The organism is Neolewinella aurantiaca (assembly GCF_008014675.1).
GTDB classification, from domain to species: domain Bacteria; phylum Bacteroidota; class Bacteroidia; order Chitinophagales; family Saprospiraceae; genus Neolewinella; species Neolewinella aurantiaca.
In genome coordinates this window covers 137721-151012 of the sequence record NZ_VOXD01000005.1, presented here as the reverse complement: position 1 = coordinate 151012, position 13292 = coordinate 137721, and the positions used below count along the sequence as shown (strand labels likewise).

Here is a 13292-nt window from a genome sequence, read left to right as displayed (position 1 = left end):
GTGCGTACTATAACTCATCGGCATGTGCCTTCACCCAGGCGGCCCGTTCCAGAATGGCGGCTTTGTCTTCGCCGCTCTTTTTGTCCCAGGTCTTATACATGAAGGCCATCCGGAAGTTGTTGGCGAACTTATCGCGGTGGCGGTCCAGGAAATCCCAGTAGAGACTGTTGAAAGGGCAGGCTTTATCGCCGGTTTTTTCCTTGTACTTATAGTGGCATCCCTTACAGTAATCGCTCATCTTGTTGACGTAGTTGGCCGAACTACAGTACGGTTTGGTTGCAACTAATCCACCGTCGGCCCGTTGGCTCATACCCCGGGTGTTGGTGATTTCGACCCATTCAATCGCATCGATGTAAACGCCAAGGTACCAGGCGTCTACCTCGTCCGGGTGGACGCCGAGGATTAGGGCGAAGTTGCCGGTTACCATCAGGCGCTGGATGTGGTGAGCGTAGGCGAGGTCGAGGCTCTGGTTGACGGCGTGGCCGAGGCAGTTCATTTTAGTATCACCCGTCCAGTACCAGGACGGGAGTTCAGCTTGATGATCGAGATCGTTGGTAAGGGCAAACTGTGGCATTTTGGCCCAGTAGACGCCGCGCATATACTCCCGCCAACCAAGGATTTGGCGGACGAAACCTTCCACCTGATTGATCTCGATCTCTTCCGGGCGGCGCTGCCATTCGGAAACGGCGGCATCGATCACTTCCCTGGGGGAGATCATCTTCACGTTCATCGCAAAACTCAGGTTGGCGTGGTACAACAGCGGATGACGGACGGTCATCGCATCCTGGTAGGTGCCGAAGAGAGGAAGACGGTTTTGGACAAAATCGGTGAGTGCCTCCAGGCATTCGGATCGTGAAGTAGGGTAAGAGAGTACGTTTTTCTTTATTCGCCCCATGGTGTTGATGCCGTTGCGTTCCAGCATTTTCACGATGGAGGATACGTCTTTCGGGAAGGTGGATGCTTCGGGGAAAGTAATGCTTTTAGGAAGGCTGCCCCGGTTATCGTGGTCGTAATTCCATTGGCCGGTCAGCGGGTCTTCACCGTTGGCTTCCATCATCACGTTATGGCGTTTGCGCATGCTCCGGTAAAAGGTCTCCATTAAGTAGGTCTTCTTACCGGCAAACAGATCTGCAACATCGTTGCGGCCGCTAAGGAAATGATGGGTGTCTGTTGCTTCAATTACTCCTTCGAAGTTTTCAGATAATGATTTTAGCTCTTCGTCGAGGCGGTACTCATCGGGAAGCTGATAGCGAATGGTACCGGCGCTTAGCTCATTTGCGTCGTACAAAAGGTTATCGGCGATGGATTCGAGTTGCAGTTCCCTGCTTTCATCGAGGGTACGGTAAATCACGTTGTGGCCAGCAGCCCGCAGTTCATCGGCGAAGGTTCGCATGGCCAGGAAAAATGCGCATACTTTCTGAATATGATGACGGGTGTAGGTCGCCTCCGACCACGTTTCGTAGATGGCGTAGGTTGTATTTTTATCGGTTGAATTGAACCATGGGTGGTTGGAATTGAGCTGGTCGCCAAGGATCAGGGACAAAGTTGGGGAGGGCATTGCGAGCTGTTTTATCGTCTAACGGGATTTCGGGGAGGTGGTTTTTGATTCGACGGGCTGAAGCTCTTGCTATGGGTTGACTTGGGTTTGATTCGATGGGCTGAAGCCCATCGTTACGGGGAGGCGGGCCTCGTTCTGATTCGACGGGCTGAAGCCCCTCGTTACGAGAGACGGGCCTCCTGCACTACCTGTCTTGCTGGGTTCGCCGGGCTGAAGCCCCTCGTTACGGGAGACGGGCCTCCGGCCCTACCGGTCTTGCGGGGGCGCCGGGCTGAAGCCCCTCGTTACGGGAGACGGGCCTCCGGCCCTACCGGTCTTGCGGGTTCGACGGGCTGAAGCCCATCGTTACGGGAGACGGGCCTCCGGCCCTACCGGTCTTGCGGGTTCGACGGGCTGAAGCCCATCGTTACGGGAGACGGGCCTCCGGCCCTACCGGTCTTGCGGGTTCGACGGGCTGAAGCCCCTCGTTACGGGAGACGGGCCTCCGGCCCTAACGGTCTTACTGGTTCGCCGGGCTGAAGCCCCTCGTTACGGGAGGCGGGCCTCCGGCCCTACCGGTCTTGCGGGTTCGCCGGGCTGAAGCCCATCGCTATGGGAGACGGGCCTCCGGCCCTTGGGATCAGGCTATTCGCCGACCCTTTCCCCAACCTTTAGGTGGAGTAGGGAATTGATGAGTGGGATTGATGTCGAGGAATCCGAATTTTTTCAATATTTTGGTGTACTCTGTGCGGAAGGACAAATTTGCAGCCTTTTTCGCGTGAGCCTTCCTTTGGTTACGGACGTAGTCGAGTAATGCATCCAGGTTGCGATAATCCGCAGAAAAAACGCCGTAACCGTCCTGCCAGCCAAACCACTCATAATCGGGACCTTTGGTCCTGATCCACCCACTCGAAACAGATTTAACGGCGTTTAAAATTTTGCTGATTGCGATCGTTCGGGGTAGTGTATGGACGATGTGGACATGGTCTTCAGTTCCACCAATTGCCAGAACTTTACAATCGTATTTGGCGTATTCCGAGCAAATGACTTTGTGGAGCTCGGGCTCGATACTTTCGTTAATTAGTGGCTGCCGGTACTTCGTACTGAAGATGGTATGAATTATAATTCTGTCGAATGATTGTGGCATTGTGCGTATAGGGTTTGTGTGACAATGTTAGGATTTACTTAATTAAGACACAAATAATTTATAATGTTGTTTCCAACATTTTTATGAGGGCCGGAGGTCCGTCTTCCGTGGCGATGGGGTTCACCCCATCGAAATGGCTAGATGTGCGCATGTTTTTCGATGGACTGGAATGCTGGTTTTATTCTACGGGGAGACGGGCCTCCGGACCTTGGGGGTTAACATGGTTCTGGTTCGCCGGGCTGAAGCCCCTCGTTACGGGAGACGGGCCTCCGGCCCTGATGCGTAGCTAAAACGGACTTTGCACCCGCGTCCTCGCCGGACTTTGCAGGAGACAAAGGAGTTAAATAATTATCTTTCCACCCCAAACCACATATCATGAGATTATTGACACTCGTCTTTTTGGCACTTTGCTGCCTTTCTTTCGACCTGCAAGCGCAGGACGAAGACCTTTATTCCTCACTCGAATTTCGTAACATCGGCCCGTTTCGCGGCGGCCGCAGCAGCACGGTAACCGGGGTGCCCGGCAAGCCTAACCTCTACTTCTTTGGTAGTTCCGGCGGCGGAGTCTGGAAAACAAAAGACGGGGGCCAGACCTGGACCAATATTTCCGACGGAGCCTTCGGTGGCAGCATCGGTGCGGTGGCCGTCCACGAGAGCAATCCGAACATCATCTACGTCGGTGGTGGCGAAAAAACGGTCCGCGGCAACGTCAGCTACGGCTACGGCGTCTGGAAAACAATCGACGGAGGTAAGAACTGGGAACAAATGGGTCTCAAAGACAGCCGCCATATCTCCCGTATCCGGATCGACAAAAACGACCCCAACATCGTCTATGCCGCAGTCATGGGCGACCTGTTCAAGGACACCGAAGAACGAGGAGTCTACAAGTCTACCGACGGCGGTAAGAACTGGAAAAGAGTTCTTTTTGCCGGCGCGGGCGCAGGTGCAGTAGACCTTTCCGTAGACCCTTCTAACCCACGGGTTATGTTCGCTTCGACCTGGAAAATCCGCCGTACTCCCTACAGCCTGGAAAGCGGCGGCGAAGGCTCCGCCCTCTGGCGGAGTACCGATGCCGGGGATACATGGACTGACATTTCAGGCAATAAAGGGCTGCCGTCCGGCCTGTGGGGAATCAACGCCGTGGCGGTCAGCCCGGTAGATGGTAACCGGATTTACGCCCTGATCGAAAACGACAAAGGCGGTATCTACGTCAGCAACGACGGTGGCGATACCTGGCAGGCCCGCTCAAACAGTCGCGCGCTGCGCCAGCGTGCCTGGTACTACACCCGCATCTACGCCGACCCGCAGGATATCGACGGCGTCTATGTCGTCAACGTAAGCTACCACCACAGTACCGATGGCGGACGTAAGTTCGAATCCAACAATGCCCCGCACGGCGATCACCACGACCTCTGGATCGCTCCCGAAGACCCCGAGCGAATGATCATCGCCGACGACGGTGGCGCCCAGGTAAGTTTCGACCGTGGCGAAAACTGGAGTACCTACCACAATCAACCAACCTCTCAGTTCTACCGGGTGGTAACCGACAATGCTTTTCCCTACCGCATCTACGGCGCTCAACAAGACAACTCGACCGTGCGCATTGCGCACCGCACCGACGGTGGGACCATCGGCGAATCCGACTGGGAAAGTACCGCCGGCGGAGAATCTGCCCACATCGCGCCCGACCCTAAGAACCCCGACATTGTTTACGGCGGTAGCTACGGCGGATTCCTTACCCGCTACGACCACGAAAATAATCAGGTACGAGCCATCAACGTTTGGCCCGATAACCCGATGGGCTATGGTGCCGAAGGCATGAAGTACCGCTTTCAGTGGAACTTCCCCATCTTCTTCAGCCCCAACGATCAGAACGTTCTCTACACCACCAGCCAGCACGTACACCGCAGCACCGACGAGGGCGAAACCTGGGAAATCATCAGTCCGGACCTGACCCGTAGCGAAGCCGACAAGCTGGTCTCCTCCGGAGGCCCTATCACTAAGGATAACACCGGTGTGGAATACTACGCAACCATCTTCGCCGCTGCAGAATCGAACCTCGAACCGGGGCTGATCTGGGCAGCATCGGACGATGGCCTGGTACACATGACGCGGTCTGCTAACGACGATGCCGAACGCACCTGGAAAAACGTCACGCCCAAAGATGCGCCCAAGCACATCATGTGGAACTCCGTTGAGATCGACCAGCGGGCCAATGGCGGAGCATTCCTGGCCGGTACTGCTTACAAATTAGGTGATTACACACCTTACCTCTACCATACCGCAAACTACGGTAAGACCTGGACCCGAATCGACAACGGCATCCCGCGTGATCATTTCACCCGTGTGGTGCGTCAGTACCCCGGTGCCCCGAATATCCTTTTTGCCGGTACAGAGTCTGGCCTCTACGTAAGTATGGATGCAGGCAAAAACTGGAAGCCTTTCCAGCTCAATGTCCCTATGGTCCCCATCACCGATATTGCAATCAAAGACGATAACCTGATTCTCGCAACTCAGGGGCGCAGTTTCTGGATCCTCGACGACCTGACCGTGCTCAAGCAAGTGAAGGACGTTGCTGCCGGAACAGATTTTTACCTCTACGATCCGGTTGATGCCTGGCGGATGGGCGGAAGCTCCCGCGAAAGCCGTACTGCAGGGAAGAACCATCCCGGCGGTGTCAATTTTCATGTGTACGTTAGCGAAGCTGCTGCCAAAGACTCGATGCCCTTTACCCTGACGGTAAGTAAAGACGGCGAAGACATCCGCAGTTGGTCTACCGATAGCAAAGACAAGCAGTCGAAGCTGGAGATCGAAGCCGGTGGTCAGGTATTAAACTGGAACCTCCGCTATCCCGATGGCGTCGAAGTGCCAGGGATGATTCTCTGGTGGGCAGGGGCCGGAGGCCCAATGGCAATGCCCGGTAAGTACACGGTGAGCATGAAGAGAGGAGATGAGGTCCAGACCCGCGAGTTCATGATCAAAGCGGACCCTCGCGTCACAGCGAGTCAGGAAGATATGGCGGCTCAGTTTCAGTTCATGAAGGAAATTCAGGACAAAACATCCGAAGCACACCAGGCAATCATCGATCTGCGCAACGTACGTGATCAGATTAAAGTTTTTCAGGGCCGCTTGCCGGAAGACGCCAGCGACGAACTGAAAAACTACGGCAAAGAGATCATTAAGTCTCTCACCGAAGTGGAAGAGGCACTCTACCAAACCAAGAACCAGTCTCGCCAGGATCCCCTCAATTATCCAATCCGCCTGACGAACAAGCTGGCGCACCTCAATTCCCTCACCGGCATCGGTACCTACAAACCAACTGCTGCTGCCTACGAAGTGAAAAAAGAGCTCGAAGGTAAAATCGATGACGAACTGGCTAAGTACCGCTCCGTACTGGCCGACAAAGTACCCGAGTATAACCGCATGATTCTTGAGCAGGGCGTCAAGGTGATTTCTTTGCCGACCAAGGAGAAGGACGCACTGAAATAGAGCTTAGTCAGTCGGCCTGCCGACGTAGATTCTTATAAGCCTGAGCGCATTCAACGATCAACGTTTTTACCACCTTAGTAATGGCGGTTAGAACGTTGAACGTTGAATGCTTTTTATTTGCGGGGAGATTGCCCTTAACCTGTTACCCGATCTTTCTTTGCCTTAGCGAAAAGCAAAACTACCGGATGTACACCACCATCATTATTTATGCTGTCCTTTTCCTGATCGGTGCCGGCCCGGCCCTCGTTGCGATGCTCGGGTTCCTGCTCGGTAACTTGCTGGGCTGCAACATCAATGAGGCAGGCACCGACCCTTGCGTCAGAAACGGAGTAGAGTGGGGGGAGACCCTCAGCTCGATGGTCGTTTTTGGGTGGCTGACGATCGTCACCTTCCCGCTGGCTGCTTGCGCCGCAATCGGTTATACGGTCTACCTGTTTTTGTGATTTTCTGGCGCAGCCGCAGGTGCAAAACGCGGTTGCAGTCAAAGTCTCCGCTCTCATGATCCGTTTTGCTATGCTCACATTATCACGTATGTATATACTGGCGTTAGTCTTCTGCTTTTCTGCGGATAGTTGTAGTCAACCCAGTCCTCAACCGGATCACCTGACATCGCTCGCTTCGAAATACGGGGACAACTACCCGGATGGTTGTGATTACGGCGAGCCAACTTTCCTGGATTACGTGATCAATCGAATCCTGCCGGATACCACTTATAAGAAGTACCTCACTGATCGGGCTCTGATGCGAAAGCTGAAGGTCACAAACTGCCTGAACAATCTGGTAGAAGTGGAAGACCGCCTCGATGACGGACGCCCGATTACATTATCGTTTGAGACTTCCCGGTTGGATACGAACCAGCACACCATTGTACGGAGGAGCAAGTCTACCGTTCTTTCCATCGACAGTATGATTCCCTATGGCGCTGAATACTGGAGCCGTGAGTACTTGCCACAACGCCTGAGTCGAGTAACCATCACGATTGGGGGGAGAGCATTAACTATCCCCGGCGGCGCGTTCTCTAATTTATACAACCCCAATATGTGTCAATCAGCTGGTTGGCTGCAACCAATTGAGGTGTATACCGAAGGAGACGGAATCTACATCTATATCTACGGGGGAAATGCAGCCGATACTTACTTCGCTAAAGTGATTTTTTACAAAGACAAGTATATCACTACCTTAATTGCTGACTACGGTCCTTTACCTTGCTACGGAACATTTCGCCCCAACTTCCCCGGCTTTTAACCACCAGCCCCGATGCCAAAACGATACGTCAACGTCATTGCTCTTTGTCTTTTATTGTGCACCTGCGTCCGCGCCCAAAATAACCTGACGGGACGGATACTGGACATGGTCACCAAAGAACCCGTTCCTTTCGCAACGGTCTATCTGGACGGTACCAGCATCGGGGAAACGACCAACGACGAAGGGGCTTTCGTCCTGAAGGGTGTGCGCCTGCCCGCAACTCTGGTGGTAAGTCACCTCTCGTACGAAACTAAATACCTGGAATTGACGAAGCCCGGCCCGCTGGGCGATCTTCTGCTCAGCCCCCGCGATGCAGTCATCTCCGGTGTGGAAGTAACGGAGAAGAACCTGCGCGAGGAAACCCTCGCGGAGTTCACCCGGCTGCTGCTGGGGACCGATGAGTGGGCCGAAGGCGCCACCATCCTGAACGATGAAGTGCTGGTTTTTGACCGGGACTATACCTACAAAACCGTCCGGGTGAGAAGCGAATTAATCCGTAAGCGCCTGCTGAAGAAAAACCGCTCCGACGCAAAGTGGAGCCTCGATGGCAGTGAGTATTCTTACCCCAACCCGGACAATCTGAAGGCCAAAAGCCAAGGCATAATGAAGGTCAGTTTGCCCCACCTGGGCTACACGCTCCGGATGGACCTCAACAGCTTCGTATCCGATTATGAAACCCGCTATACTTCTTACCTCGGTACTTTCTATTTTCAGGAAGACAACCCCATTACCAGCCGGCACATCCGTAACCGCAACCGGGCGTACTATGGTTCAGGCATGCACTTCGCCCGGGCTTTAATGGCCGGGAAACTGGAAGAGAACGGCTTTCAGGCTTATTCAGTGAGCAGAAACCAAGCCAACGGACAGGAGGTAATTGCCGAAGCGGATCTCTCTAAATTTCTCATAAAGGGAAAGGATGGAATAAGTTACCTCGTTGGCCTCAAAGATCGGGAGTTTGCCATACTGTATTATGCTGACAGTAGGTCGCGTCCGCTGCCAAGAGCAAAATGGAAAAGAGCCCAGCCCGTTCAGTCACGTATGATCGTACAGGCCAATAAGTGCGCTCTCCTCGATGGCGGGATATTCGGCGATACTCACCTCATCTTTACCGGCAACATCGGAGCCCGCAGCCTCGCCTGGGCGTTGCCAGCCGATTTCGTATTGCAAGCTGACTAAGAGCTTGTTCAGGTTTAACACTCCGGCTTGCTTGCGCAAAATTTAATGCCGATGAATGTAATTGAGTTAAGTTGCTGTAAATCTGTTATTTGCGTGAGTTTTGAATGCGAAGTTTCTAGGAAAGTAGTTGTGTAACTAAAAAAATAGTTGTGCGACTAATTTTTTAGGCGTAGCTTTGCTAGTATGGAACCCTTAACCCGCAAAGAAGAAGAAGTCCTTCGCATCCTGTTTAAACTGGAGAAGGCATTTGTAAAAGAGATTATAGAAGCCATGCCCGGTAAGAAACCGGCCTATACCACCGTGAGTACGGTCGTCCGCAACCTGAAAGACAAGGGCTACGTAGCCATTGAGGATTTTGGCTCAACGCACCGTTACTATCCCGCTATCCCGAAGGAGCAGTTTTTCGGCAAAGACCTTAAGCGTGTCGTGTCTGATTTCTTCGACGATAGCCACAAGGCTCTGGTCTCACATTTTGCTAAGAATAAAAAACTCAGCCGCGAGGACCTGGAAGACATCCTCCGGATGATCGACGAACAGGAGTAACCGCCCGGAAGCTTTGAGGTTCCGGTTCCTCAGGCTTCAGTTGGCGCGTGGCATAACCTTCCCAACCGGTATTAAACACCTGATTCTCTATTTAAATAAACCCGTATGTCTACCTTATTAATCGCCTCCGTTTTCCTTCTTTTGCTGTGGCCAGCCTACGCTGCGCTGCTCAAATACTCCGAGCGTTACGCGCTGAACCGTTTTTTGCTGGTAGCAGTAATGGTGGCCGTTTGTGCGCTGCCCTTCGTTTCGTTCGAGAGTCCCGCCCCGGCAATTACGCAGAGCCTGCAGGGAACGATCGAATACGTTGAGTTGCGCTCCTCTCCGTCAGAAGTTATCGCTCCGGTAGTGGAGCGGACAACGGCAGAGATTGAGCCGGTTGAAGCTCAGGCTCTGACCGAAAAGCCGATTCACAAAGCACAAACCAGTTCCCTGGTGTACTTCGGCGGGGTAGGCCTGATGCTGGTGTTGCTGAGCGGGCGTATGCTCTTTCTACTTTCCCTGCACCTGCGTTCGCGCCTCAAACATCGTGCCGGGTACCGTTTGCTGCACCCCGGTGCGTCGCCCGGTCAGGCCTTCACTTTTGGTCGCTCGGTTTACTTCAGCCAGGACGTCCCCGATGATCCGGATTTTGACCACATCCTCACGCACGAGCGCGTTCATGCGCGGCAGCTGCATTCGGTAGACATCATGCTGGCCGAGGTCTTCCTTTGTCTGTTCTGGTTCCATCCGGTAGCCTGGTGGCTACGCACCAAAATGCGGGCCAATCTGGAATACCTGGTCGATAAGGCCGTGGTAAAACAGGGTGCTGACCGGAGAAATTACCAACTGGCCCTTGTACGGCAGAGCGTTGCCGCTCAGGGCCTTGCGCTGGCGTTGCCTTTCTCTGAGCCCAGCCTCAAGAGTCGTATTACCCGAATGACCGGCCTGCCGGAGTACCGGGTGATCGGGATTCTGGCCGCCGTAGCGCTGACTTTCTGGTTGGGCGTAGCAATGGTGGTGGTGAATGGGAAATCGTCTCCGCCTGACATCTCAACCGTTTTGCCCCGGGAAACAACTTTCGCTGCTCCGTCGATGGAGGACGTGCAAGAGTCTTTTTTGCAGCGGAACAGGTCCGGGATTGAATCCTTCGAGCTCTATTTTCGTCGGCTGCCAACGCCTTACGAGTTTGCTCAGATTCGTCAAATGTTGGGCGCGCTCGATAATACCCGTTTTAGCCTCTACCACCCCTGTGATGCGGAAGAGGGCGAGTTCGTCCTGCAGCTGAGCCACTGGCTGAACCTCGAGGCGAGAATGCCATTTTACCTGAAGGAAGGTGACCTGATGGAGTACCAGAACGTGTTCAAACTGGAGCCGCACGATCTGGGCGGTACAGATGGTGCTCCGCACGTATCGGCGGGCTATTTCAGACCAATGGTGAAAACTACAGTCTTGGACGAAGAAGACCCATTTGGCCGGCACGGAAGAATGTTTATGAGCAGTGATTCAGCTAATGCCTATTCAAAGGAGTTGGATGAGCGTAGCGCAGACCGGCTTGTTAGATTAGACGATTACCGCGAGGATATTGCCGACGAAGAAATCGCCGTTTTTATCAACGGAGAACGGAGGACACTTCGTGATTACCCTGAAGGGCAGGTGAACACGTATGGGAGTTCCAATGAAGTTGATCCCATCATGGTGAAAATCAACGACCGCCCGGTTCCGACCTGGAGCCAAAGTTACTTCGCAACCTGGGCTGAGGTGGAAGCCGCAAGTGGTCCGGCCCTTCTACCGGCCAATGAACGGATGAATTGTCTGCTCGGTATGTCCGGGAATCAGTGGGGGCAAACCCGCAACGTACGCTACGGCTATACGGGAAGCAGCCGGGCGTGGTTTGAGCGCATGCACCTGCCGGAAGGAAGAAAAATTCTTTACTACCTGAACGACGAGCTGAGCACTGCAGCGGAGGTCCTCGACCGGAAATTCGAATATGCCGATGTACAGGTTGGTTATGATAGGAATAACCCCAACGGCGACATCATCGTTCAGGCCATTGACGAACTGAGTTGGTTCGTAACAACAGTTGAATAAATTAGAGTGAAATAACACCTAAAACCCTAAAATACCCCCCCCCTTAATGATGACTTACTTATTCACGTCTTCCGTCCTCCTCTTCGTATTCGCCGCTGGCTACTACGTGTTTTTGCTGCAATCTCCACCGTTAGCGCTGCGCCGACGGGTGTTACTGTTGGGCATTTTAGGAGCGGTTGTATTGCCGCTGTTACCTGCCCCCTCGTTTCCTGCGGTGTTGTCTTCAGGCGCGTCGCCGGAGCAGGTGGTAGAGGGCTGGGTCACCTACGAAATTGCGGTGGATGCAACGGTTGCTACGAATGTTCCTGCGGAGGAGTTTTCGGGCGCGGCCGCAGGTGCAGCGTCCGGTTTCAGTCCGGTTCAGCTGATAACCATTGCTTACCTGCTGGGGGCTTTACTGTTTCTCGGGAAAATCGTTTTTGGTCTGATCCGGTTGCGACGCATCCGGCGCAAAAGCCAGTCTACGGGCGAAGTAGATATCCGCATCCTGGCGGGTAGGGGAGAGGCTTTCACTTTTGGCCGGACCGTTTACCTGAGCCAGGCGGTCTATGATTCGGTTGATGCCCCGGTGATCATCGCCCACGAGCGTGCCCACGCCGAACAATTGCATACTGCGGATGCGCTGCTTGCCGAATCTCTGCGGGCTATCTTTTGGTTTCATCCGCTGGCATGGTGGCTGCGTGATCAGGTACAACTCAACCTGGAATACCTGGCCGATGCGGCCGTCCTCCGGGCGGGCTACAACCGGCGAGCTTACCAACTCAGCCTCGTCGCTCACCAGCAGGGGACCGACTTCAAAACAAGCTTACTGCCTCAATTTGCCGCAAAAGGCCTGAAGCAACGGATAAGAATGATGGGCTTTAGTCCGGGAAGTGTCGTCAGGTCATTATCAGCCGTTGCGGCCATCGTTTTCCTTGGTTTCCTCGCTTTCGCCTGTGTGAAAGGTGACGGGGTAGAGAACATGGAAGGAGAATCACTCAGCGGTACCTGGTCGAAGAACGAAGCGATGGAGCTGAATCTCTACTTCAAGCGCCTGCCCACCCCCGCAGAAGTCGCCAAAATACGCCCCTACCTCAAAGACTACTTCGATAAGGACCTGCTGGTTTACCAGAGTTGCAGCGAGCCGGAGGGGACGTACACTTTTGCTCCCACTTCATCGACGAGCCATGTTAGTGGCGTTGCGCTCACCAACGATTATTTCTCACTTCAACCACGCCATTTCCAATTCGTTAAAAGCGCAAACGGAGGTACTGGAAGCGCCATTTTTCGTCCGGCACCCGTACCCGACGAAGCTCCGGACGAGGACATATTCCTCAATATCAATGGCGAGTGGATACCTGTTTTTGCTGAAGATAAGGGACTTTACAGCGCAAACAATTTGACGAGTTTGCCACGTAGCGAAGAAGTTAATTGCCAATTGGGGCTAACTCCAGAAACTAAGGTTGGCTTTAATGTTAGCACGAGTACCTACAGTATCTCCAACAACTCATCCATAAGGGGGGCGATAGACGGAGCTAATCAAGCTGGAGTAAACAAAAACATCGTTGTCAATAAGTCGTATTTCTACGGAAGCGAAGAGATCAACCAAGAAACCTTTATCGAAAGGGCGGATGAATCAAGGCATGTATTTACCGTTGCCAAACGAGTAGGAGCTTCGGAGATATTTGTAGTGTTCCGCCTGGACCCCGTGTAAAGGGAGAATATCCATAATCCCCACCCAGACCCGGAGGGTCGTCTGCCGTAACGAGGGGTGTAGTGCGGGCCGGAGGTCCGCTGTAACCCCTCGGGCCCCGTGCCAGCCGCCCGCTCAGCGAGTAACCATGATAACGTGGTGTTGATGCTGGCAAACCGTTAGCCCTCAGACCCGGAGGGGCGTCTATCGTAACGAGGGGTGTAGTGCTAAGGTATTCCGTCTGTGGATGTGAAGTTATGGGGGTGGCTGAACAGCTTTGCTCGCTACCGCTCGTAACCTCATCCCCAGCCCTTCTCCGAAGGAGAAGGGAGCAAGCCCACACTGTGGGCAAGGGCAAAACTTATTGCGAATTAATTGTCTGCAAGCACTACACTTCTCGGTCCTCCCCGCGC

9 protein-coding genes are annotated in these 13292 nt (G+C 53.7%); 7 read left to right on the top strand and 2 right to left on the bottom strand.

Annotation, left to right across the window (positions count from 1 at the left end; all coding sequences use genetic code 11):
- Nucleotides 1–7 precede the first annotated feature (7 nt).
- Together FUA23_RS05010 and tnpA are read right to left on the bottom strand one after the other, a co-directional pair.
- Nucleotides 8–1558, bottom strand: coding sequence for a cryptochrome/photolyase family protein (locus FUA23_RS05010; RefSeq protein WP_147929629.1), 1551 nt, complete (start codon nt 1556–1558; stop codon nt 8–10).
- Nucleotides 1559–2177: 619 nt separating this feature from the next.
- A complete protein-coding gene (tnpA, locus tag FUA23_RS05005) occupies nt 2178–2684 on the bottom strand; it encodes an IS200/IS605 family transposase (protein ID WP_147929628.1) in 507 nt (168 codons plus the stop codon).
- 375 nt (nt 2685–3059) lie between these two features.
- On the opposite strand from tnpA, the gene FUA23_RS05000 reads away from it, so the two are divergent.
- The 7 genes from FUA23_RS05000 (at nt 3060) to FUA23_RS04970 (ending at nt 12900) form a co-directional block, all read left to right on the top strand.
- Nucleotides 3060–6173, top strand: a complete 3114-nt coding sequence (locus FUA23_RS05000) for a WD40/YVTN/BNR-like repeat-containing protein (protein WP_147929627.1) — start codon at nt 3060–3062, stop codon at nt 6171–6173.
- A gap of 185 nt (nt 6174–6358) precedes the next feature.
- Nucleotides 6359–6616, top strand: a complete 258-nt coding sequence (locus FUA23_RS04995; protein ID WP_147929626.1) for a hypothetical protein — start codon at nt 6359–6361, stop codon at nt 6614–6616.
- Between the two features lie 70 nt (nt 6617–6686).
- Nucleotides 6687–7418, top strand: a complete 732-nt coding sequence (locus FUA23_RS04990; protein ID WP_147929625.1) for a hypothetical protein — start codon at nt 6687–6689, stop codon at nt 7416–7418.
- Between the two features lie 12 nt (nt 7419–7430).
- Nucleotides 7431–8594 carry a carboxypeptidase-like regulatory domain-containing protein gene (locus FUA23_RS04985; RefSeq protein ID WP_147929624.1) on the top strand — a complete coding sequence of 388 codons (1164 nt, stop codon included), beginning with the start codon at nt 7431–7433 and terminating at the stop codon, nt 8592–8594.
- 183 nt (nt 8595–8777) lie between these two features.
- Complete coding sequence (locus FUA23_RS04980; protein ID WP_147929623.1) at nt 8778–9137, top strand: BlaI/MecI/CopY family transcriptional regulator; 360 nt, start codon at nt 8778–8780, stop codon at nt 9135–9137.
- Between the two features lie 105 nt (nt 9138–9242).
- Nucleotides 9243–11207, top strand: a complete 1965-nt coding sequence (locus FUA23_RS04975) for a M56 family metallopeptidase (protein WP_147929622.1) — start codon at nt 9243–9245, stop codon at nt 11205–11207.
- 46 nt (nt 11208–11253) lie between these two features.
- Complete coding sequence (locus FUA23_RS04970) at nt 11254–12900, top strand: M56 family metallopeptidase (RefSeq protein ID WP_147929621.1); 1647 nt, start codon at nt 11254–11256, stop codon at nt 12898–12900.
- Nucleotides 12901–13292: the final 392 nt, after the last annotated feature.